The sequence below is a fragment of the Janthinobacterium sp. 344 genome (genome assembly GCF_900112025.1).
In the GTDB taxonomy this organism is placed as follows: domain Bacteria; phylum Pseudomonadota; class Gammaproteobacteria; order Burkholderiales; family Burkholderiaceae_D; genus Janthinobacterium.
Genome location: NZ_FOKL01000002.1, coordinates 476859 through 497593, shown reverse-complemented (window position 1 = coordinate 497593; position 20735 = coordinate 476859). Strand labels below are relative to the sequence as shown.

Sequence of the window (20735 nt, the reverse complement as noted above, 5' to 3'; positions counted from 1 at the left end):
GATCGTAGGTATAGCCGAGTTTGCCAAGCGGACCGGCAGCGGTGGCGCCTGTTTGAAAAATGGTGGTCAGATTGCCTTGCGCATCGTATGCGAAGCGGCGTTCTCGAATGGGGGAGGGCGCGTCGGCGCCGCGTCAAGGCGCTTGGCGATCCTGGCCGTCAGCAGGGCAACAGACTGGATCAGGCGCTCGACGTGCGGGTCTTCGCAGGTGTCTCCGGCGATCAGCAGGCGTCCTGCCGCTTTCGGATAGCGGCTGGAAAACTCGCGCGTGTACTGGCGGAACAGGCCCAGTTCGCGCTCGTAATAGGGCAGCAAGTGTTCCACAATCGCGCTCTCCGCCGGCTGGAAAGCTTCATGCTGGCATCAGGCGCGAAGGTGGGTATTGATGCGTGACAATGAATTTTAGAAATGGTACTCGGCGCGTAACATCGGCGTCTTCGCCGTCTGGCCCACGTTGCCGGTGGTGGCGGCCGAGTTGCCGAACTTGTTCTTCCAGTACTGGTATTCCAGGCCCACGCGGAAGGTGTTCTTGGCGCTGCCCAGGGCCGCGCCCACGTCGAACATCACTTGCATGTCGATATTCGTTTCCGCCGCCGTGTCGCGTCCCACTTCATCCTTGCCTTTCGAGTCGATGAGGTTGAAGAACCCCTCGAACGAGAACAGCGGCGACAGGGGGATGGCCCAGGCGCCCGTCAGCATGGCGTGCGTTTTATACGTGTAGCGGCCCGTCACTTGCGAGATGGGCGGGAAGGCGCCGCTGGGCGCGTTGCTTTCGCGCAGCAACAGCAGGCTGGTATTGAAGAAGCCGGGTACGTCCCACATCAGGGTGGGGCCGGCCACCAGCATGCGCTTGCGCGAGTTGTAGCCGACGTCGTTCTTGGTATTGACGTCGAAACCCAGCGTGACGCCGACGCCGCGCACGGGACCGAACTTGATGTCGCTGCCGCGCACCTTGCCGATGTCGATGGTGTTGCGGTACACCAGGTACGCCTCCTGCGCGCCGGAAGTTTTTCCCAGCGCGCCAGGGTCCTTGCTGTCGGACATGAGGAAGTCGAGGTTGACGAAATTGCTGCCGTATTTGTAGCCGCTGGCGTGCGTGATGGCGAAGATGTTTTTCTTGATGTCGTCCGGATTGAACGGTTCGCGGTAGTCATTGCCGGCGCGCCAGCTCAGCGCGGTATCGCTCCATTCGGCGGCCTGGGCTGTGGCGCCCACGCCCAGGGTGGTGGTGAGACAGAGCAACAGACACGGTATGGTTTTTGGCACTTTCGGCTCCTGATGGCGGTGTGGGAAAACGGGAACTGGGATGGCAGGGCGCGGGGGCGCCCACTAGCGCACACGATGCGCTGCGATGGGGCCAAATGCGCGCCGTTCAATCCATGATGCGAGAATCGCCGCGTCGGGCGATATGTCTTATCTGCATACTTACTATCAGTTCTTGCATATAATCATCGCACCTTCCCGCGCTTGCGGGGCAAGGCGGCTGCTGTAAAGCTGATAATTCTTTTCAAAATTGTATACAGGTGTTGTTTTTTTGAGGAAATGGAAATGCACGCCGCCACGCCGTGTCCCCAAGCGCTGCGGATGCCGATACGATAGAGACAAGAGCTTGATTTTTTCCACCGGCAACCATGCCGGCTACCCCGCAGCGAGGCATGAAAAAAACAATGACGGCACGCCTGGAATTACTCGACATCAGCAAGCGCTATCCGGCCGTGCTGGCCAATGACGGCATCCACCTCACCGTCGCCCCTGGCCAGATCCACGCCGTGCTGGGCGAGAACGGCGCCGGCAAATCGACCTTGATGAAAATCATCTATGGCGCCGTGCAGCCCGATGGCGGCCGCATCGTGTGGAATGGCCGCGACGTGGACATCGCCAACCCGGCCGCCGCGCGCGCGCTCGGCATCGCCATGGTGTTCCAGCACTTTTCCTTGTTCGATACTTTAACGGTGACGGAAAACATCGCCCTCGGTTTGCCGGCCGGCACCAACATGACGGAGCTGGCGCAGCGCATCGAAGCGACGGCGCGCCAGTACGGCCTGGACCTGGAACCGCAACGCCACGTGCATACGCTTTCCGTCGGCGAATGCCAGCGCGTGGAAATCGTGCGCGCCCTGCTGGCCCGGCCGCAACTGCTGATCCTCGACGAGCCGACGTCCGTGCTGACGCCGGGCGCCGTGGAAAAATTGTTCACCACCTTGCGCCAGCTGGCGAGCGAAGGCTGCAGCATCCTCTACATCAGCCACAAGCTCGATGAAATCCGCGCCCTGTGCCATACGTGCACGGTGGTGCGCGCCGGCAAGAACGCGGGCGTGTGCGACCCTGCGCAGGAATCGGCGGCCAGCCTGTCGCGCATGATGATCGGCGCCGAGCCGCCGGCCGTCACGCGCATGGCGCGCACGCCCGGTGCGGCCATGCTGAGCGTCAAGAATCTGCACTTGCCGAAGAGCCATCCGTTCGCCACCGAGTTGCGCGATATCAGCTTCGACGTGCGCGCGGGCGAGATCGTCGGCATTGCCGGCGTGTCCGGCAATGGCCAGCAGGAATTGCTGGCGGCCCTGTCGGGCGAGGACATGCGCGCGGCCCCCGCCAGCATCGTCTTGAACGGCACGCCGGCGGGACGCTTGCCGCCGGGCCGCCGCCGCGCCCTCGGTTTCGGCTTCGTGCCGGAGGAGCGGCTGGGACGCGGCGCCGTGCCCGACATGGGGCTGGCCGACAACGTGCTATTGAGCTTGCAGACTCCCGCCACCATCCGCCACGGCTTCCTGCGCCGTGGCGCGATCGCGCAGCGCGCGGCCGCCATCATCGCCCGCTTCCAGGTCAAGGCGGGCGGGCCGCAGGCATTGGCGCGCAGCCTGTCGGGCGGCAATTTGCAGAAATACATAGTCGGGCGCGAAGTCATGCGCGAACCGACCGTGCTGGTGGTGGCGCAGCCGACCTGGGGCGTGGACGTGGGCGCGGCCGCGCAGATCCGCGCCGAATTGCTGGCCCTGCGCGACGCGGGCTGCGCGCTGCTGGTCGTCTCGGAAGAACTCGATGAATTGTTCGACATCAGCGACCGCCTGCTGGTGATGGCAAAAGGAAAAATTTCGCCATCGCTCGATGTGGGCACGGCCAGTGTGGCCCAGGTGGGGCAGTGGATGAGCGGGCTGTGGCCGCAGGAGGCTGCCCATGGCTAAGTTTGCCTTGCGCCTGGAAGCCCGTCCCTCTCCGTCACGGCTGATGGCGTGGCTGTCGCCCGTGCTGGCCGTGCTGCTGACCGTGTTGTGCGGCGCATTGTTGTTCCTGGCGCTGGGCCATGATCCGCTGGCCGGCCTGGCCGTCTTCTTTGTGGAACCCTTGCGCGATGCGCACGGCTGGTCCGAACTGGGCCTCAAGGTGGCGCCGCTGCTGCTGATTGCCGTGGGATTGGCCATCTGCTTTCGCGCCAACATTTATAACATCGGCGCGGAAGGCCAGCTGACCCTGGGCGCCATCTGCGGCGGCGCGGCGGCCTTGTACCTGGACGATGGCGTGGGCGGCGCGGCCATCATCGGCGTATCCTTGCTGGCCGGCATGGCGGGCGGCATGGCGTGGGCGGGACTGGTGGCCTGGCTGCGCGACCGCTACAACGCCAGCGAAATCCTCGTCTCGCTGATGCTGGTCTACATCGCCCAATTGCTGCTCAGCTATCTCGTGTATGGCGTGCTGCGCGATCCGGAAGGATTCAATTTTCCCCAGTCGAAACTGCTGTCGGACGGCTTGCTGCTGCCGATGATCGTGCCGGAGACGCGCTTGCACCTGGGCATCGTCTTCGCCGTGCTGGCCTCGCTGGGCGGCTGGCTGTATTTATCCCGAAGCATCGCCGGCTTCCGCCTGCGCGTGGGCGGCATGGCACCGGCCGCCGCCCGCTATGCGGGATTTTCCTCGCGCAAGACCTTGTGGTCGTCGCTGCTGATCTGCGGCGCCCTGTCAGGCCTGGCGGGCGCGTGCGAAGTGCTGGGACCGATGGGACAGTTGACGCCCACGGTCTCGCCCGGCTACGGCTTTGCCGCCATCATCGTCGCCTTTGTCGGGCGCCTGCATCCGGTCGGCGTGATTTTTTCCAGCTTCGTCATGGCCCTGTTCTATATCGGCGGCGAACTGGCGCAATCGCGCCTCGGCTTGCCCAGCGCCATCACGGGCGTGTTCCAGGGCATCCTGCTGTTCGCCTTGCTCGCCTGCGACGTGCTGATCCAATACAAACTGCGCTGGAGGAAACATGGATAACCTGGCTCTCACCATCGCGCCCCTGATCGCCGCCAGCATCAACGCGGGCACGCCGCTGATGCTGGCCGCGCTCGGCTTGTTGGTGAATGAAAAGGCGGGCGTGGTGAACCTGGGCGCGGAAGGCATGATGCTGGTCTCTGCCATCACGGGCTTTGCCGTGGCCGTCAACACGGGCAGTCCCGCCCTGGGGTTTCTCGCGGGGGCGGGCGCCAGCATGCTGCTGTCCGGCTTCTTTGCCTGGCTGACCGTGTGGCTGGGCACGAACCAGTATGCGACGGGCCTGGCCCTGTCCCTGTTCGGCGCGGGCGCGTCGACGTATATCGGCCTGAAGTATGTGGGCAACAGCCTGCAGAATGGCCGCTTCGGCATCCCTGTATTGGAAGACATTCCCGTGCTGGGGCCGGCCCTGTTCCGCCAGCATCCGATGGTGTATTTGTCGCTCTTGCTGTGCGTGGCGATCGCCTGGTTTTTGTACCGCACGCGGGCAGGATTGGTGCTGCGCGCCGTGGGCGAGTCGCCGTCTTCCGCGCATGCGCTCGGCTATCCCGTGCGCCGCATCCGCCTGGCGGCCGTGCTGTTCGGCGGCGCCTGCTGCGGCCTGGCCGGCGCGTTTTTATCGCTCGTGTACACGCCGCTGTGGGTCGAGGGCATGGTGGCGGGGCGCGGCTGGATCGCGCTGGCGCTGACCACCTTTGCCACCTGGCGCCCGGCGCGCGTGGTGGGCGGCGCCTATTTGTTTGGCGGCATCACGATCCTGACGTTCCACGCGCAGGCGCTGGGCGTGCCCATCGCCTCGCAGCTGCTGTCGATGCTGCCGTACGTGGCGGCCATCGTCGTGCTCGTGCTCATTTCCAGCAATGCCAATTACATCAAGCTCAACATGCCCGCTTCGCTGGGGAAAAATTTCAACCCGGGAAATTAATCACTCACCACAAGGAAAACCATGTCCAAGAAATTACTGTGCGCCGCCGCCTGCAGTGCTGCGCTGATGTCCGCCATGCCCGCCATGGCCGCCGCGCCCGCGCCTACCCCGTTGAATGTCGGCTTCGTGTACATCAGCCCCATCGGCGACGCGGGCTGGACCACGCAGCACGACCTGGCCCGCAAGGAAATGGAAAAGGCGCTGGGCAACAAGATCACCACCAAATACGTGGAAAACGTGCCGGAGAGCGCCGATGCGGAACGGGTGATCCGCGACCTGGCGCAAACGGGCAGCAAGCTGGTCATCACGACCTCGTTCGGCTACATGAATCCCACCTTGAAAGTGGCGAAGCAATTTCCTAATGTGAAGTTCATCCACTTGACCGGTTACAAGACGGCGCCCAACGTGGCCAACACGAATGCGCGTTTCTACGAGGGCCGCTATCTGGCGGGCGTGTTGGCCGGCAAGATGAGCAAGACCCATGTGGCCGGCTACGTGGCGGCGTTTCCCATTCCGGAAGTGTTGCAGGGCGTGAACGCTTTTACGCGCGGCATGCGCAGCGTCGACCCGAAGGCGGAAGTCAAGGTGGTGTGGGTGAATAGCTGGTTCGACCCGGGCAAGGAGCGCGACGCGGCCATCACCCTGATCGGCCAGGGCGCGGACGTGGTCACGCATCACACGGACTCGACCGCCGTGGTGCAGGCGGCGGAAGAAAAGGGCAAGTATGCGATCGCCTACCACTCGGACATGAAAAAGTACGGACCGAAGGCGCAGCTGGCCGCCGTCACCCACCATTGGGGCGCGTATTACACGAAGCAGGCGCAGGCCGTGCTGGACGGCACATGGAAGTCCAGCAGCACCTGGGGCGGCATCAAGGATGGCATGGTCAAGCTGGAAGGCATCAACGCCGCCGTGCCCGCCGACGTGAAACAGTTTGTATTGGCGCGCGAGAAAGACTTGGTTGCCGGCAAGCTCAATCCGTTCAGCGCGCCGATCAAGGATAACGACGGCAAGGTGCGCCTGGACAAGGGCGTGCTGGACGATGCGGCACTGACGAAGATGGATTATTTTGTCGAAGGGGTGGCGGGGAAAGTTTCCGGAAAGTAATAGGTTGGAGTATGAACTTGCTGTAATATTGCCGGAAACGGGAGCAGGGCCGGGAGTACATGCGCTTTCCCGGCCCATCCACATAGCAGAGCCTGCACAGGCCCGTACCGGAGATTGACCCATGGATAGACTGGCAGTATTCAAGATTATCGCGCTGCAAGCGAGCAAGGGCGAGCTGACGTTCCCCGCCAACGTCAAGGCCACCTTGAAGCTGCAGGAAGCGCTCGACGACCCCGATTGCCATATCGAGGCGGCTGCGCGCATGGTCATGGCCGAGCCGCTGCTGTCGGCGCGTGTCGTGGCGCTGGCCAACTCGGCCGCCTACAACCGTTCCGGCAATGAAATCGCCAATGTGCGCGCGGCCGTCTCGCGCCTGGGCTTTGCCACCTTGAAATCGATGGTGGCGTCCGTCATCGTGCGCCAGCTGGGCAGCCAGATCACCGACCCGCAATTGCGCGCCAAGGCGGCCAAGCTGTGGGAGCACACGGCCCACGTGGCCGCGCTGAGCCAGGTCATCGCGCGCAAAGTCACGCATGTGGATGTGGAAACGGCCATGTTCGCCGCCATCGTGCACGAGGTGGGCGGTTTTTACCTGCTCTCGCGCGCCGAGGAATACCCGGGTTTGCTGGACGACAATACCGAAGACTGGATCGAATACGGCGAAAAACTGATCGGCCGCGGCGTGCTGCGCCAGTTGCAAGTGCCTGACATGGTCTTGCAGGCCGTGGAAGGCATGTGGCATGGCGGCAGCCCGTTCCCGCCGCGCACCCTGGGCGCGACGCTGGTGCTGGCCAACGACCTGGCGCCCGTCGGTTCGCCCCTGCACCCGCCGGAAAGCGCGGCGCGGCGCCAGGCGGCGGCGAAGATCGATTTTGGGATTGGCGGCAGCACCCTGCACACCATCCTCGACGAGTCGGCCGAGGAGATCGAATCCTTGGCGGCCGCCTTGTTAGTGTAAAACTTTTCTTTCCTGACATCCCCGCCTTGCTGCGGGGATTTTTTTCGTCCGCATTTTGATGCATCTTTCCCCATGGCATACAATCGCCGGCTCGGCTATCCGCCGGACTGACTTCCTCCTCTTATCAAAAGGATCTTATGCAGAAGCTGTTTTCTTCCCTGGCCGTCACGGCGCTCGCTTCCAGCCTGGCGCTGGCGTTTTCCGCGCACGCCGCCGCGCCTGCCGCCAAGGACTTGCCCGTGGTACAGGAAGCGCCGCTGCGCGCCCACCTGGCTTTCCTGTCCAATGATTTACTGGAAGGCCGGGGCACGGGCCAGCGCGGCGCCGACCTGACGGTGGCGTACCTGGAAACGCAGGCGCTGATGGCCGGGCTGCAACCCGTGCGCGGCAACAGCTACCGCCAGAGCGTGCAGATCGCCGGCGTGAAATCCTTGCCGCAGGAAAGCAGCCTGCAGGCGGTGGCGGGCGGCAAGGCCGTGCCGCTGGCGTTCGGCCCGGACTGGGTCTGGGCCACGGGCGACTCCGTTGCCGCGCACACATTCGACGCGCCTCTGGTGTTCGTCGGCTACGGCATCACGGCGCCGGAAGAAGGCTGGAACGATTTCAAGGGGGCCGATGTCAAAAACAAGATCGTCGTCATGATGGTCAACGACCCGCAGCCCACTGCCGCCGAGCCGAACCGCTTCGCCGGCAAGGCGCTGACGTATTACGGCCGCTGGACGTATAAATTCGAGGAAGCCAAGCGCCAGGGCGCTGCTGGCGTGCTGCTGATCCATACGAAGCCATCGGCCTCGTATGACTGGAGCGTGGTGCAGAACAGCTGGAGCGGCAGCGAACGTTTTCAATTGGCGGACCGCACGGCGGGCACGCCGCTGCAGGGCTGGATCGCGGAAGACGCGGCGCGCCGGCTGTTCGCGGCCGGCGGCCAGGATCTGGACGCCTTGCGCGCGCAAGCGGAAAGCCGCGACTTCCAGGCTGTCGCCTTGAACGCCAAGTTGTCGGGCGAGATGAAGTCCATCGTGCGCAAGGTGGAGCAATTCAATATCGCGGGCATGGTGCCGGGCACGGACCCGACATTGAAAGAGGAAGCCGTCATCTACAGCGGCCACTGGGACCACCTGGGCAAGCAAGGCGAGGGTGACGAAAAAGCGGGAGACACGATTTACAACGGCGCCGTCGACAACGCCTCGGGCACGGCAGGGTTATTGGCCATGGCGCAGGAAGCCGTGAAAAAGCCGGCGAAGCGCACGCAGATCTTCCTGTGGGTGGCGGCCGAGGAGCAGGGCCTGCTGGGCAGCGCCGCCTACGCGGCCGACCCGCTGTGGCCCTTGAACAAGACGGCGGCCGCGCTGAACCTGGACAGCCTGAACTTTGTCGGCGCCACGCACGACATCGGCGCGCAAGGCAGCGAGCGCACGGAGCTGGGCGCCATGGCGGCGGCAACGGCTAAGGCCATGGGCATGCATATCGCGGCCGCGCGTCCCGACCTGGCCGGCGGCTACTTCCGCAGCGACCATTTCAGCTTTGCCAAGGCGGGCGTGCCCGCGTTTTCCATCAATGGCGGACGCGAGTACATCAAGGACGTGGCCGCGTCGAAAGCCAAGGCGGCCGCGTATGGCCCCCGCTACCATCAAGTCACCGATGAGTACGATGCCAGCTGGGACCTGTCCGGCATGACGCAGCAGGCGCAGTTCACCTTGAACCTGGGGCAGGCCGTGGCGAATGGCGCGAAGATGCCGGCCTGGAAGGCGGGCGATGCGTTTGGCAAGGCGCGCGAGCAAGCCGCAAAATAAATCCGGGGTCAGACCCTCAACAGCGCCAGCATCAAGGCTGGCGCTCACTCACCCGGGGGTCTGACCCCAGCTTGCGCTACGTGTGGCGGTACTTGCTCCACACCAGCAGTGCGTAGGTCGGGTTAGCGCGCCAGCGCGCAACCCGACAACACTGGAGGCGCCGCAGCGCCGGATCAAGCCGCCCGTTCCAGCCTGCGCTGCGCGTGCCGGTACTTGCTCCACACCAGCAGCAGCAGCAGCGGCATGGCGCCGCCGACCATGCACAGGGCCGGCCAGCCGCCAGCCGCATAGCTGGCGCTGGCCAGCGCCGAGCCGGCCGAGGCGCCGATGAAGCCGCCCGCGATGAACACGGTGGTCACGCGCGCGCGCGCATGCGGCGCCAGTTTATAAATGATGGACTGGTGCGTCACTTGCAGGCCCATCACGCCCATGTCCAGCAGCACGATGCCGATCAACAGCAGCACCAGCGAATGGGCGCCAAAGCCGATCAGGGCCCAGCCCGCGATCGAGGCGACGGCCAGCAGCCAGGTGGCCTGGCGCGCATAGCCGCGGTCGGCCATGCGGCCCGCCGTGTTGGCGGCGAACGCGCCGGTGGCGCCTGCCAGGCCGAACAGGCCGATCTGCATTTCCGAATAGTGGTACGGCGCGCCGCTGAGCAAGAAGGTCAGGCCCGTCCAGAAGACGCTGAAGGTGCCCAGGCCCAGGCCCGAGAACAGGGCGCGCTGGCGCAGCAACGGTTCCTGGCGGATGATGTCGGCCAGCGAGGCCATCAGCTTGCCGTATTGCAGCGTGCCGCGTGGGGCTTCATTGGGCAGGATGCGGCGCAGCATGACGAGCAGGGCCGCGACGACGATGGCCGCCAGCACATACACGGTGCGCCAGCCGCCGCTGATCTGCGACACGGTGCCGGACACGGTACGCGCCAGCAAGATGCCCAGTAACAACCCTGTCATCACGGTGCCCACCATGCGGCCCCGGCTGTGGTCGGGCGCATACGACGCCACCATGGCCGTGACCACCATCAGGGCGCTGGAAGTGATGCCCATCAGCACGCTGGCGATGGCGAAGATCACAATGTTCTGGCTGGTGGCGGCCAGCAGCAGGGCGGCGATCTTGGCGATCAGCATCCACGTCAGCAGCTTGCGGCGGTTCAGCACGTCGCTGAGGGGCACCAGGAAGACGATGCCCAGCACGTAGCCGATCTGCGTGGCCGTGACCAGGTAGCCCGCCTGCGGCACGCTGACGCCGAACGAGGCGGCCAGCATGGACGTCAGCGGCTGTACATAGTAGAGGCTGGCGACGAGCACGCCGGCGGAGAGGGCGAACAGGAGGATGCGGGTCGATGTCAGCAGGGTGCTGGCGTCGACGGTGATTGGTGCGGATTTCATGCGATACAACTTTCTTGGAATGATGCTTTTGGATGAGCATGATAGCGGGGCTGCGCATTTCTTGCCGGGCAGGGCCGATTTTGCGGCCAGGCGGTGAACAAAAAAATCCCGGCGATCGTTGCCGACGGCCGGGAAAAGGGTATATGGGGATATACCGGGAGGAAGACGTTCAGTTACTGTTGCCGTGCCAGTTCCGCATGCACCTGCGCCGTGATTTCATACGAGCGCAGGCGGTGCTGGTGTTCGAAGATCTGCGAGGTGATCATCAGCTCGTCGGCACCCGTCTCGGCGATGAAGGCGGCCATCTTGGCCTTCACCGTGTCCGGCGCGCCGATGGCCGTGCACGACAGCACGGAATCGAGCATGGCCCGTTCCTGCGGGCCCAGCTGCTCCAGGTAGCCGGGCACGGGCGGCTGCAGACGCGACGGGCGGCCCGTGCGCAGGTTGACGAAGGCTTGCTGCATCGACGTGGCGCGCAAGTGCGCTTCGGCATCCGTGTCGGCGGCGAACACATTAAAGCCCAGCATCACGTACGGTTTGGCCAGCTGCTTCGATGGCTTGAAATGTTCGCGGTAATACGCCACGGCCTGCAGCATCATTTGCGGCGCGAAGTGCGAGGCGAACGCATACGGCAAGCCCAGGTGGGCGGCCAGCTGCGCGCCGAACAGGCTCGAGCCGAGTATCCACACGGGCACTTTCGCGCCCTTGCCGGGCACGGCCAGCACGCGCTGGCGCGGCTCGTCGGACATATAGTCGATCAGTTCCAGTACGTCTTGCGGAAACTGCTCGGCGTCCGACTGCAGGTCGCGGCGCAGGGCGCGCGCCGTCGTCTGGTCGGAACCGGGCGCCCGGCCCAGACCCAGGTCGATGCGGCCCGGATGCAGCGCTTCCAGGGTGCCGAACTGTTCCGCGATGACCAGCGGCGAGTGGTTGGGCAGCATGACGCCGCCCGCGCCCACGCGGATGGTGTTCGTGCCGGCCGCCACGTGGGCGATCACCACCGCCGTGGCGGCGCTGGCGATGCCGGGCATGCCATGGTGTTCGGCCAGCCAGTAGCGGTTGTAGCCCCAGCGTTCGCCGTGCTGCGCCAGGTCGAGCGTGTTCTTGAACGACTGGCTGGCGTCGCTGCCTTCGGCGATGGGGGCCAGGTCGAGTATGGAAAATGGAATCATGATAGCGATATCGGGACGTGGTGGAAAATCACAATGGACGATTTGTCTATCCCCTCATGGCAACAGGGTCAGCCATGGCCGGGAAGACGGCTTGCGCACATCATAATGCGAATCGGGATTTTGCGTACTGATCGGTAAAAAACTCGCGTTGATTGGAAAGCGGGCGGGGGGATGCTAGAGTGGGCTCCCCTAATCCACGTGCCGTCCCATGCTCAAGAAACTTGCCCGCCTGTCCCTGCTCAGCTTGCTGATCCCATCCGCTTTCGCCGTGCACGCGGCGCCCGTCAGCCCGCAGGCACAGGAAACGGCCCGCTACGCGCTGGCCACGTATCCCGGGCCGCTGATCGCCAGCCTGGCGAAGATGGTCAGCTACAACACGGTGGCCGACCCGGCCGTGCCGTTTGCCGACAATCCCCAGCACACGGGTTTCAAGCGCTATCTGGCGCAAGAGGCGCAGCGCCTGGGCTTTGACTTCCACGATCATGGCCATGTGGTGGTGATCGGCATGGGCACAGGCAGCGAGCGCGTGGGCGTGATCACGCACGGCGACGTGCAGCCCGTGAATCCCGCCAAGTGGGCCCGCTCGCCATTCGAGCTGGACCGGACCAGCGAACCGGGCAAGTTGCTGGGACGGGGCACGGAAGACGACAAGGGCCCCATCGCCACGGCCCTGTATGCGATGAAGGCCATCCAGGATAAACAGGTGCCGCTGAGCAAGCGCATCGAACTGTACGTCTACATGGCCGAGGAATCGGACTGGGAACCGTTGAAACAATTCCTCAAGACCCATACGCCGCCGCAAGTGAACATCACCATCGATGCGGAGTACCCGGTGGTGACGGCCGAGAAGGGCTATGGTTCCATCCAGCTGGCCTTGCCGCCGCGCACGGCCATGCCGGCCGCAGGCGGCGCCGTGCTGAAGAGCCTGACGGGGGGCTTTTTCGCCAGCCAGATCCCGGAAGACGCGACCGCCGTCATTGACGGGGCCACGCCGCAGTTGGAAGCGGCCATCCGCGCCCGCGCGCAGCAGCAGAAGGGCATGCGCTACAGCTACGCGCGCGAGGACGGCACCTTGACGGTGGCGGCGCTGGGCGTGTCGGCCCACTCGTCCAAGCCGGAAGATGGCGTCAATGCCATCAGCATGCTGGCCGACGCCCTGGCCGTGCAACCATGGCAAGGCACGCAGGCGGCCGACATGCTGTCCTTCCTGAACGAGCTGGTGGGCACGGGCATTTATGGCGAGCGCTTCGGCCAGATCGCCTACCGCGACGGGTTCATGGGCCCGATGACGGTGGCGCCTACCGTGCTCAAGCAGAACGGCGGCGCGCTGGAGCTGAATATCAACTTGCGCCGTCCGCAAGGCAAGACGGCGGCCGAACTGCAACAGCAGGTGATGGCCGCCTTCGACGGCTGGAAGGCGCGCCGCCAGGTGCCGGCCACCTTGCAGGCGCAGATCGGCGAACCGTGGCTGCAGACGCGCGCGCCGCAGATTCCCACCTTGTTATCCGTCTTCGAACACTACACGGGCATCGCCAATCCGCAACCTGTCGCCATCGGCGGCGGCACCAATTCGCGGCTGTTCCCGAACGCCGTCAGCTTCGGCCCTGCCATGCCGCATACGGTGTACACGGGGCATTCCGAACATGAATTCATTACGGAACAACAGTTGCTGTTGAACTTGCAGATGTACACGGCCGTGCTGATCGAATTGGCCAAATAGGCGCTTGAAAAAACAGGCGGACGTCGTAGACTGCAAACCTGGGACGAAGGGCTGAACTTTTTTGGCGGATGCGGGTCTTACGTCTCCATGTGCGCAAGGGGGCAGTCATGCATCAACAGGACACGGTGTGGTCGCGGGCGGGAGCGGTGGCAAGATGGCGGGCGGGAGCGTCATCATGAACTGGCCGCTGGAACTGGAAGTGGCGCACAAGCTGGCGCAGATGCGCGGCTGGCTGGAGCAGGAGCGGGCAGGGGCCATACGCTTGCGCGGCGTGGACTGGTTTGCGTGGGCCACGGCGGGCGCGTCGAACAGCCATTGCCATACGGCCGAGTGCGGGTGGGCGGAAGTGCTGGTCACGCGCGATGCCGCCTATATCCTCACCGACGAAGCGGAAGCCCCGCGCATGCGCGAAGAGGAAGTGCGCGGGCCGTGGACGTGGCAAGTGTCGCCATGGATGCAGCCGCAACTGTACGAGCTGCGCGAGCATTTCGTGCAGCACGCGGCTGGCGGCGCAGCCGTGCTGTCGGACCGGCCTGGCTTGCATGAGCGCAGCCTGCCCGTGGTTCTGCGCGAAGAGCGGCTGGTGTTGCTGGAGTCGGAGCAATTGCGTTACCGGCAGGTGGGCCAGCTGGCCGCCAGCGCGGCGGCGGACGCGCTGCGCCAGGCCCGCCCCGACTGGAGCGAACAGGAACTGGCCGCCGCGTGCGTGCGCGCGCTCTGGCTGCGCGGCTTGCAAGCCGTGCATGTGCTGGCCAGCGGCGCGGAGCGCCAGCGCCGGTATCACCGCGCGCCGCCCGCGCATGCCATGCTCGGCACGCAAGCCGTGCTGGCCCTGTGCGCGCGGCGTTTCGGCCTGTGCGCCAGCCTGAGCCGTCAACGGCGCTTCGCGCCCGCGCCACAGCATGGGGCTGGCGGCGGCAATGGTCGTGGCGCGGCGAATGCCATGGACGATGCCGATGCCGCCATGCTGGCGCTGGAAGCCGTGGCGCTCGACGCCTGCGAGACGGGCCATGCGCTGAGCATGGTCTACCACGCGCTCGACAGCGCCTATGCCTATGCGGGCCAGCCCGACACGGTGCGCACCCGGCGCCAGGGCGGCATCCATGGCTATCTGGCGCCGGAAGTGGCGGCCGGCGCCCACACGGAAATTCTCCTCAAGCGCGGCATGGCCCTGGCCTTCCACCCCAGCCTGCCCGGCAGCACGGTAGAAGATACCTTCCTGCTCGACGGTGGCCATTTGCACAACCTGACACACGATCCATCCTGGCCATCGGCCATGGTGCAGGGGCGCAGCCGGCCACTGACCCTTGCGCTGGCTTAGTCTGGCAGGCTTGCCGTGCGCATGGCGAGGACGTCCCAGGACGCAGTGTCAACCCAGACCAGCAATCTCAAGTCCAAGGCCAGCAATCTCAAGCTCAAGGTCAGCAATCTCAAGTCCAAGGTCAGCAATCTCAAGCCCAAGGTCAGCAATCTCAAGCCCAAGGTCGCCACACCGTTCGCCACCGACAGGGCGCATGTGCGCGGTGGTGTTGTCCAGCGGTGCCGTGCGGCCACGCAGCGGGCTGGCCGGTGTCGCCCGTGTCAATAGCGCTGCATCACGCCCCGCTGCACGCTGACACGGTCGCCGATCTGGAAGGCGGGCTGGGTATTTTGCACGAAGGTGCGTGTCGTGCCATCGTCCAGGCGCAGGGTGACGCGGTACATCATGCTGCCCGTGGCGCCCGAGGTGGTGCCGGCCGTGCCAGAGGTGCCTGCCTGCATGTCGCCACTGCTCTGATCCATGCCGCGCGGTACGGCGTCGATCGATTGCACGGTGGCCGAGCTGATGTTCAGGCTGGATTGACCTTGCGCGGCATCGTTGCCCATGTTGTTGCCCGCATTGCTGCTCATGGTATTGGCCGCGTTGCTGCCCGCGTTGCTGCTCGTGCTGCTGCTCATGGTGCCGCTGTTATCGGTGGTGGTGCCGGCCGTGCTGCCGGCGGGTGTGGTGCCCGCCGGCGCGGCATAGGTTTCGCCGCTGGTGCTGCGTGCCATCGCGGTGTCGTCCGTCGAATGGCAGGCGGCAAGCAGGGTACACATTACGCCAGTCAGCAGCAGGGTGTTTTTCGATCTCATCTTGGTCTCCTCGTGGTCGAACACTAGTGATCAGCATCCGTGGTGATGCGGATGGCGGCGATTGCTGCTTGTAAGAGCACGGTGAATGGGAGACGTTCGATGGCTGTCGTTGCTGATTGAGCTAGATCAACTAGGCAACTGTTGTGCTTGGTATTGTGATGTTCGGTGTGCACGCACCATTCCTCACTGCTCAACCAGGAGAAAAAATGTCATCAGGTCCTACCGCAAAACTGATCGATGAGTTGGTGCTGGCTGTCGGCGGCGCCGCACCCGATGCCCGGTCGCGCCATGTGCTGGCCCAGGCCTTGCACGGCCTGGTGCGCGTTGCGCGCTCGGAGCAGTTGCTCGACATGCAGCGCGATGCGGCCCGCGCCGTGGGCGCGCACGGCCGGCGCGAGACGCGCGCGCTGTTGCGGCGTCTGGGCACGCAGGGGGCGCGCAGCAGCCAGGGCCAGCTGCCGTTGGAATTGCTGGTCAGCGAAACGGACCGCGCCTGACGCTTGCCGCGTGCATGCGGACTCAGGCGTCGGGCAGGGGCGCCGACTTGCCCAGGGCGGCGTCGACCATCCGTGGCCACAGGAACGTCAGCAGCAGGGAGACGAGCATCGCCGCCGCCATGTCCACCAGCCAGTCGTGCACGGAGCCGTGGCGGTAGGGCAGGAAACTCTGGATGAATTCATCCAGCGCGCCCATGGCCGCCACCGTCAGCACCGACAACAGCGCGCGGCGCGCCATGCCGCCGCCCGTGCCGCTGAACAGGATCAGGGTCAGCACGCCATAGCCGAACGAATGCAGCACGCCGCCCGACGCGTACTCACCCACGTCGGCGCGTACGCCCGGGATGTCGCCGATCAAGATGACCAGCAAGTACAGGACCAGCGCCGTGCGGTAACGCAGGCGCTGGTAGCGGTCGGCAAAGCAGAGTTGCAGCAGTGTGGCGGGCATGATGCGTGAGGAAGTGGGGAAAGCCGCAACCATATCATGGGCGTGGCGGGCAATTCCTGTTTTTGCGCAAGAGCTCGGCTGGCAAGCAAAAAAAAGGCCCGCGGGGGCGCGGGCCAAAAACCCAAATGTGTGGGTCAAGAGTTGAGCGTTGCTCACCATGTCGCGCGCCTTGCCGGCGCCCGCCACGGTCATGAAAGGGAGTGGTGTGCCATCGCGGCACACCTGTCTGTAGTCAGGCATATCGGTTGCCTGTACAGCAGATGAAGCAAGTATAGGGGGCGAACATGACGGGCCTATGACACGACGCAACATTTTTTTGCGGCATGCATATTTTTTTTGGAAAGAGGGGAGGCGTGGCCGAACCGACCATGTTTCAGGAGCGGCAGCAAAAAAAAAGCCCGCTGGTGAAAGCGGGCTTAAAACTATTTTCTTGGAGGAGAATAGTGGAGACAGGTGCATTATGCTGCGTCGCACGATATGTGTCTAATGGTCTTTTCAGATATCCATTATCGTTTTTTGATATAACTGTCCCATGCTGCCTCAATCCTTCACGGCCACCGTGTAGTTCAGCGCCATGCGCCCGCCATCGACATAGATGGTCTGGCCCGTCATGTAGGTGGCGTCGTCACTGGCCAGGAAGGCGGCGATGCCGGCCACTTCCTCCGGTTCGCCGCAGCGGCCCAGCGGCGTGCGCGACAGGATCGTGTGGCGCGCCTGCGGACTCGACAGGACCGCCTGCTTGGCCAGTTCCGTCAGGATGGTGCCGGGGCCGATGCCGTTCACGCGCACGCCGTGCGGCGCCAGGTTCAGGGCCATGACCTTGGTCAGCTGGTTGATGGCGCCCTTCGACACCACGTACGGCACCTGGTTCGGAATGGCCAGCTCCGCATTCACGCTGGACATGTTGATGATGCAGCCGCTCTGGCGCTTGACCATCTCGCGCGCCACGGCCTGGCCGCACAGGAACATCGATTTCAGGTTGATGCGCATGACCCGGTCGAAATCGTCTTCGCAGACGTCGAGGAAATCGGCCGCGTGCGTCACGCCCGCATTGTTCACGAGGATATCGATGTGGCCGAACTGGGCCAGGGTTTCCTTCAGCATGGCATCGACATCCGCCTTCTGGCTGACGTCGGCGCAAAAGAAACGGGCTTGCGGACCCAGCGCGGCGGCCGCCTGCGCGCCTTCTTCCTTGATGTCGACCAGCATCACTTGCGCCCCTTCGGCGATCAGGCGGCTGGCGCAGGCCAGGCCGATGCCTTGCGTGGCGCCCGTGACGATGGCGGTTTTATTGACTAATTTCATGTGTTCTCCTCGGTGGCTGGGATGCGCTGCCATTGTGCGCGGCAATGGCAGATTTTAATCCCTGGCAGGCTTCAGAGGAGGATAGGTTCGTTCGGCAACTGGTTGCCGCGCGTGCCGTTGGCGGGGAAGTGGCTTTGCAACAAGGTATTCAGTTGCGCCAGCGCGTCCAGGGTGCTGTCGTGGTAATTGCCGTCCTTGAAGCCTCGGGTCATGGTGCGGCACACGGCTTGCCACTGTTCCGGCGTCACGCGCCGACCCACGTTGCGGTCGGCCACGATGTCGACCTGGTGCTCGGCCAGGTTGATGTAGATGAGCACGCCAACGTTGTCTTCCGTATCCCACACGCCATACTGGGCGAACAGTTCGCGCGCCCGCTCGCGGTTGCTCACGCCCTGATAGGCCATGCCGGGCGTCAGGGCCGCTTCGACGATCAGGCGCACCTCGGCCTGGTGCATTGCTTCGCCGTCGGCAATGGCTGTCTCGATGGCTTTCAGGGTGCGTTCGGGAAAGGCCTGGCGCGCCGTCGCCGGCGTGCCGCGCAAATGTTTCAAGGCCCGTCCGCAGCGCTGGCCGAATGTCAGTTGTTTCGTCATTACCAATCTCCCGAGGCGCCGCCGCCGTCAAAACCGCCGCCGCCACCGCCGAAACCACCGCCGCCACCGCCACCAAAGCCGCCACCACCGCCGAAGCCGCCACCACCGCGGTTGTTCAGCGCCTGGTTCAGGATGCTGCCCAGCACCACGCCCGTGGCGCCGCTGGACCAGTTGCTGCCGCGCTGCAGGCGCGTCGGCCCGCCACGCGAGCGGAACACGGTCAGGAGCACAAGAAAGCCGAAGAACAGCAGCGGCAGCCAGAAGGTCAGGCCGCCCGCTTCCACCGTCGCTGGCGCCGATTTTTGTGCCGGGGCGGGGAATTGTTCCTGGTTCAGCAGGGTGGCGATGGCGCCCACGCCAGCGACCAGGCCGCCATAGAAATCGTTCTGCTTGAAATGCGGGGCGATGACATCCTGCAGGATGCGTTTCGATTGGGCGTCCGTCAGCACGCCTTGCACGCCGCGGCCCGCTTCGATGCGCAGCCGGCGCAGGGCCGGCGGGTTGTCTTTCGCCACCATCAGCAGCACGCCGTCATCGACGCCCTTGCGGCCCAGCTTCCAGGCATCCGTCACGCGGATGCTGTACTGCTCGATCGCTTCCGGCGCCGTGCTCTTGACCAGCAGCACGGCGATCTGGCTGCCCGTCTTGGCTTCGTAGTCGGCCAGCACGCCTTCCAGCGCCGCCTTTTGCCTGGCGTCGAGCATGCCGGCGTCGTCCGTCACGCGCGCCGCCAGCGGCGGCACGGGCACGAGCTCCTGGGCACGGGCGGGCAGGGCCGTCCAGAGCAGCAGCGCCGTGGCCAGCGCCGCGAGGGTGGACCAGGCTTTCATCTTACTTGCCGAAGTCGACGGTTGGCGCGGTCGAGATGGCTTTTTCATTCTCCACCGTGAACGATGGCTTGACCTTGTAGCCGAAGATCATGGCCGTGATGTTGTTCGGGAAGCTGCGCGCATGCACGTTGTAATCCTGCACGGCGGCGATGTAGCGCTGGCGCGCCACGGTGATGCGGTTTTCCGTGCCTTCCAGCTGCGACTGCAAGTCGCGGAAGCTGGTATCGGCTTTCAAGTCAGGATATTTCTCGGACACCACCATCAGGCGCGACAGGGCCGACGACAGCTGCCCTTGCACTTGCTGGAATTTCTCGAAGGCGGCCGGGTCGTTCAGCACCTCGGGCGTGATCTGGAAACTGGTGGCGGCGGCGCGCGCCTTGGTCACCGCTTCCAGCGTTTCCTTTTCATGCGTGGCATAGCCCTTGACGGTATTCACCAGGTTGGGGATCAGGTCGGCGCGGCGCTGGTACTGGTTGACCACTTCGCCCCAGGCGGCCTTGGTGGCCTCGTCCTTGCTCTGGAAATCGTTGTAGCCGCAGCCCGTCAGGATGCCGGCCAGGACGGTGACGCTCAGCGCCAGGCGCAGCCATTTGGTGAATTGGTTGGTGATTTGCATGATGGGTTCCGTGCAGAGTAAGGGAGGTGAGGCAAATATACCTGAAACGGCGGCAGATGTCGGTTTCATAAGCGTCCCCGGCCGCTGAGGAACAGGCGCGCACCGCCTTGGCGCCCCCGCGCCGCGTTACAATACGGGGTTTGCAACTGAATATAGAGAAGGTGTGCCGTGAATTTCATCAATAAATTATCCGCCGCGTGGACGGCCAATAATTCCCTGCTGTGCGTGGGCCTGGACCCGGACCTGGCGAAACTGCCGGCGCAATTGCGCGACGCGCCCGATGGAATCACCACCTTTTGCACGCGCATCATCGATGCCACGGCGGACCTGGCCTGCGCCTTCAAGCCGCAGATCGCGTATTTTGCCGCGCTGGGCGCGGAACAGCAGCTGGAAGACATCTGCCGTTATGTGCGTGAAAACTATCCGCACATCCCGCTGATCCTCGACGCCAAGCGGGGCGACATCGGCGCGACAGCCACGCAATACGCGCGCGAAGCGTTCGAGCGCTACGGCGCCGACGCCGTCACCGTCAACCCCTACATGGGCGAGGATTCGCTCGATCCCTACCTGGCGTGGCAGGATCGCGGCGTGATCATCCTGTGCCGCACCTCGAACCCGGGCGGCTCGGACTTGCAATTCCTGAATACGGACGGCGAACCGCTGTACCAGCGCGTGGCGCGCCTGGTGGCCGAGAAATGGAACAAGAACGGCCAGTGCGCGCTCGTCGTCGGCGCCACCTTCCCGGAAGAACTGGCGCAGGTGCGCGCCATCGTGGGCGACATGCCGCTGCTGGTGCCCGGCATCGGCGCTCAGGGCGGCGATATTGCCGCCACCGTCGGCGCGGGCCAGACGGCGAACGGCATGGGCATGATGATCAGCTCCTCGCGCGCCATCATCTACGCCACGCCGCAAGCGGGCGAAGACTTCGCCGACGCGGCGCGCCGCGTGGCCATTGAAACGCGCGATGCGATCAATGCGCATCGTTCGGTATAAAAAACCCAACACCTTGAATGCCGGGGT

The 20735-nt window shown here is 64.6% G+C and carries 20 protein-coding genes and 1 pseudogene; 11 read left to right on the top strand and 10 right to left on the bottom strand.

What is annotated here, in order from left to right; translation table 11 throughout:
- Positions 1-132: 132 nt before the first annotated feature.
- Positions 133-324 (bottom strand): annotated as a pseudogene (locus tag BM193_RS08510) (type VI secretion system baseplate subunit TssF); the annotation flags it as partial.
- A gap of 78 nt (positions 325-402) precedes the next feature.
- Entirely contained in the window at positions 403-1215 is an 813-nt protein-coding gene (locus BM193_RS08505; protein WP_092798555.1) for an outer envelope protein, read from the bottom strand.
- 452 nt (positions 1216-1667) lie between these two features.
- Between BM193_RS08505 and BM193_RS08500 the strand changes: the two genes are divergently transcribed.
- The 6 genes from BM193_RS08500 to BM193_RS08475 all read left to right on the top strand — a co-directional run bounded on the left by BM193_RS08500 (position 1668) and on the right by BM193_RS08475 (position 9031).
- Positions 1668-3182: an ABC transporter ATP-binding protein gene (locus BM193_RS08500; protein ID WP_092798270.1), complete on the top strand. Its 1515-nt coding sequence runs from the start codon at positions 1668-1670 to the stop codon at positions 3180-3182.
- Complete coding sequence (locus BM193_RS08495; protein ID WP_092798271.1) at positions 3175-4251, top strand: ABC transporter permease; 1077 nt, start codon at positions 3175-3177, stop codon at positions 4249-4251. The genes BM193_RS08500 and BM193_RS08495 overlap by 8 nt, the downstream gene beginning before the upstream one ends.
- Positions 4244-5173 (top strand): ABC transporter permease, encoded by a 930-nt coding sequence (locus BM193_RS08490; RefSeq protein ID WP_092798272.1) that lies wholly within the window; start codon positions 4244-4246, stop codon positions 5171-5173. Before BM193_RS08495 ends, BM193_RS08490 begins: the two co-directional genes overlap by 8 nt.
- A 21-nt stretch (positions 5174-5194) precedes the next feature.
- The gene (locus tag BM193_RS08485; RefSeq protein WP_092798273.1) at positions 5195-6280 is read left to right on the top strand and encodes a BMP family ABC transporter substrate-binding protein; all 1086 of its coding nucleotides are present in this window, start codon (positions 5195-5197) and stop codon (positions 6278-6280) included.
- Between the two features lie 121 nt (positions 6281-6401).
- Positions 6402-7238 carry an HDOD domain-containing protein gene (locus BM193_RS08480; RefSeq protein ID WP_092798274.1) on the top strand — a complete coding sequence of 279 codons (837 nt, stop codon included), beginning with the start codon at positions 6402-6404 and terminating at the stop codon, positions 7236-7238.
- A 137-nt stretch (positions 7239-7375) separates the two neighbouring features.
- Positions 7376-9031: a M28 family peptidase gene (locus tag BM193_RS08475; RefSeq protein WP_092798275.1), complete on the top strand. Its 1656-nt coding sequence runs from the start codon at positions 7376-7378 to the stop codon at positions 9029-9031.
- A gap of 173 nt (positions 9032-9204) precedes the next feature.
- On the opposite strand, the gene BM193_RS08470 is transcribed toward BM193_RS08475, so the two are convergent.
- Positions 9205-10419: an MFS transporter gene (locus tag BM193_RS08470; protein ID WP_092798276.1), complete on the bottom strand. Its 1215-nt coding sequence runs from the start codon at positions 10417-10419 to the stop codon at positions 9205-9207.
- Between the two features lie 173 nt (positions 10420-10592).
- A complete protein-coding gene (locus BM193_RS08465; RefSeq protein WP_092798277.1) occupies positions 10593-11591 on the bottom strand; it encodes an LLM class flavin-dependent oxidoreductase in 999 nt (332 codons plus the stop codon).
- A gap of 208 nt (positions 11592-11799) precedes the next feature.
- Here BM193_RS08465 and BM193_RS08460 point away from each other — a divergent pair, with 208 nt between their 5' ends.
- The 3 genes from BM193_RS08460 (at position 11800) to BM193_RS28230 (ending at position 14899) form a co-directional block, all read left to right on the top strand.
- The gene (locus BM193_RS08460; protein WP_092798278.1) at positions 11800-13311 is read left to right on the top strand and encodes a dipeptidase; all 1512 of its coding nucleotides are present in this window, start codon (positions 11800-11802) and stop codon (positions 13309-13311) included.
- Positions 13312-13486: 175 nt separating this feature from the next.
- Positions 13487-14632, top strand: coding sequence for a peptidase M24 (locus BM193_RS08455; RefSeq protein ID WP_254785961.1), 1146 nt, complete (start codon positions 13487-13489; stop codon positions 14630-14632).
- 45 nt (positions 14633-14677) lie between these two features.
- Positions 14678-14899, top strand: a complete 222-nt coding sequence (locus tag BM193_RS28230) for a hypothetical protein (protein ID WP_139176157.1) — start codon at positions 14678-14680, stop codon at positions 14897-14899.
- Here the strand turns inward: BM193_RS28230 and BM193_RS08450 are convergent.
- Positions 14893-15426, bottom strand: a complete 534-nt coding sequence (locus tag BM193_RS08450) for a hypothetical protein (RefSeq protein WP_092798281.1) — start codon at positions 15424-15426, stop codon at positions 14893-14895. The two genes, BM193_RS28230 and BM193_RS08450, sit on opposite strands and share 7 nt — an antisense overlap.
- 206 nt (positions 15427-15632) lie before the next feature.
- Here BM193_RS08450 and BM193_RS08445 point away from each other — a divergent pair, with 206 nt between their 5' ends.
- On the top strand, positions 15633-15923 hold the full coding sequence (locus BM193_RS08445; RefSeq protein WP_092832273.1) for a hypothetical protein: 291 nt from the start codon (positions 15633-15635) through the stop codon (positions 15921-15923).
- A 22-nt stretch (positions 15924-15945) separates the two neighbouring features.
- Here the strand turns inward: BM193_RS08445 and BM193_RS08440 are convergent, their stop codons facing one another.
- The 5 genes from BM193_RS08440 to BM193_RS08420 all read right to left on the bottom strand — a co-directional run bounded on the left by BM193_RS08440 (position 15946) and on the right by BM193_RS08420 (position 19715).
- Positions 15946-16371 (bottom strand): VanZ family protein, encoded by a 426-nt coding sequence (locus tag BM193_RS08440; RefSeq protein ID WP_254785960.1) that lies wholly within the window; start codon positions 16369-16371, stop codon positions 15946-15948.
- A 540-nt stretch (positions 16372-16911) separates the two neighbouring features.
- Positions 16912-17676: an SDR family NAD(P)-dependent oxidoreductase gene (locus BM193_RS08435; protein WP_092798283.1), complete on the bottom strand. Its 765-nt coding sequence runs from the start codon at positions 17674-17676 to the stop codon at positions 16912-16914.
- Positions 17677-17747: 71 nt separating this feature from the next.
- Complete coding sequence (locus BM193_RS08430; RefSeq protein ID WP_092798284.1) at positions 17748-18269, bottom strand: TPM domain-containing protein; 522 nt, start codon at positions 18267-18269, stop codon at positions 17748-17750.
- Positions 18269-19099 (bottom strand): TPM domain-containing protein, encoded by an 831-nt coding sequence (locus tag BM193_RS28720; RefSeq protein ID WP_092798285.1) that lies wholly within the window; start codon positions 19097-19099, stop codon positions 18269-18271. Before BM193_RS28720 ends, BM193_RS08430 begins: the two co-directional genes overlap by 1 nt.
- Before the next feature lies 1 nt (position 19100).
- A complete protein-coding gene (locus BM193_RS08420) occupies positions 19101-19715 on the bottom strand; it encodes a LemA family protein (protein WP_092798286.1) in 615 nt (204 codons plus the stop codon).
- Positions 19716-19883: 168 nt separating this feature from the next.
- On the opposite strand from BM193_RS08420, the gene pyrF reads away from it, so the two are divergent.
- Positions 19884-20708: an orotidine-5'-phosphate decarboxylase gene (gene pyrF / locus BM193_RS08415; protein ID WP_092798287.1), complete on the top strand. Its 825-nt coding sequence runs from the start codon at positions 19884-19886 to the stop codon at positions 20706-20708.
- Positions 20709-20735: the final 27 nt, after the last annotated feature.

What these genes read in the sequence shown, in the direction of transcription:
- BM193_RS08495 (WP_092798271.1), top strand. Translation starts at nt 3,175, where the DNA reads ATGGCTAAGTTTGCCTTGCGCCTGGAAGCCCGTCCCTCTCCGTCACGG.
- BM193_RS08475 (WP_092798275.1), top strand. Translation starts at nt 7,376, where the DNA reads ATGCAGAAGCTGTTTTCTTCCCTGGCCGTCACGGCGCTCGCTTCCAGC.
- BM193_RS08490 (WP_092798272.1), top strand. Translation starts at nt 4,244, where the DNA reads ATGGATAACCTGGCTCTCACCATCGCGCCCCTGATCGCCGCCAGCATC.
- BM193_RS08445 (WP_092832273.1), top strand. Translation starts at nt 15,633, where the DNA reads ATGTCATCAGGTCCTACCGCAAAACTGATCGATGAGTTGGTGCTGGCT.
- BM193_RS08470 (WP_092798276.1), bottom strand. Translation starts at nt 10,419, where the DNA reads ATGAAATCCGCACCAATCACCGTCGACGCCAGCACCCTGCTGACATCG.
- BM193_RS08500 (WP_092798270.1), top strand. Translation starts at nt 1,668, where the DNA reads ATGACGGCACGCCTGGAATTACTCGACATCAGCAAGCGCTATCCGGCC.
- BM193_RS28720 (WP_092798285.1), bottom strand. Translation starts at nt 19,099, where the DNA reads ATGAAAGCCTGGTCCACCCTCGCGGCGCTGGCCACGGCGCTGCTGCTC.
- BM193_RS08485 (WP_092798273.1), top strand. Translation starts at nt 5,195, where the DNA reads ATGTCCAAGAAATTACTGTGCGCCGCCGCCTGCAGTGCTGCGCTGATG.
- BM193_RS08440 (WP_254785960.1), bottom strand. Translation starts at nt 16,371, where the DNA reads ATGCCCGCCACACTGCTGCAACTCTGCTTTGCCGACCGCTACCAGCGC.
- BM193_RS08455 (WP_254785961.1), top strand. Translation starts at nt 13,487, where the DNA reads ATGAACTGGCCGCTGGAACTGGAAGTGGCGCACAAGCTGGCGCAGATG.
- BM193_RS08460 (WP_092798278.1), top strand. Translation starts at nt 11,800, where the DNA reads ATGCTCAAGAAACTTGCCCGCCTGTCCCTGCTCAGCTTGCTGATCCCA.
- BM193_RS08430 (WP_092798284.1), bottom strand. Translation starts at nt 18,269, where the DNA reads ATGACGAAACAACTGACATTCGGCCAGCGCTGCGGACGGGCCTTGAAA.
- BM193_RS08420 (WP_092798286.1), bottom strand. Translation starts at nt 19,715, where the DNA reads ATGCAAATCACCAACCAATTCACCAAATGGCTGCGCCTGGCGCTGAGC.
- BM193_RS08465 (WP_092798277.1), bottom strand. Translation starts at nt 11,591, where the DNA reads ATGATTCCATTTTCCATACTCGACCTGGCCCCCATCGCCGAAGGCAGC.
- BM193_RS08480 (WP_092798274.1), top strand. Translation starts at nt 6,402, where the DNA reads ATGGATAGACTGGCAGTATTCAAGATTATCGCGCTGCAAGCGAGCAAG.
- BM193_RS08450 (WP_092798281.1), bottom strand. Translation starts at nt 15,426, where the DNA reads ATGAGATCGAAAAACACCCTGCTGCTGACTGGCGTAATGTGTACCCTG.
- BM193_RS08435 (WP_092798283.1), bottom strand. Translation starts at nt 17,676, where the DNA reads ATGAAATTAGTCAATAAAACCGCCATCGTCACGGGCGCCACGCAAGGC.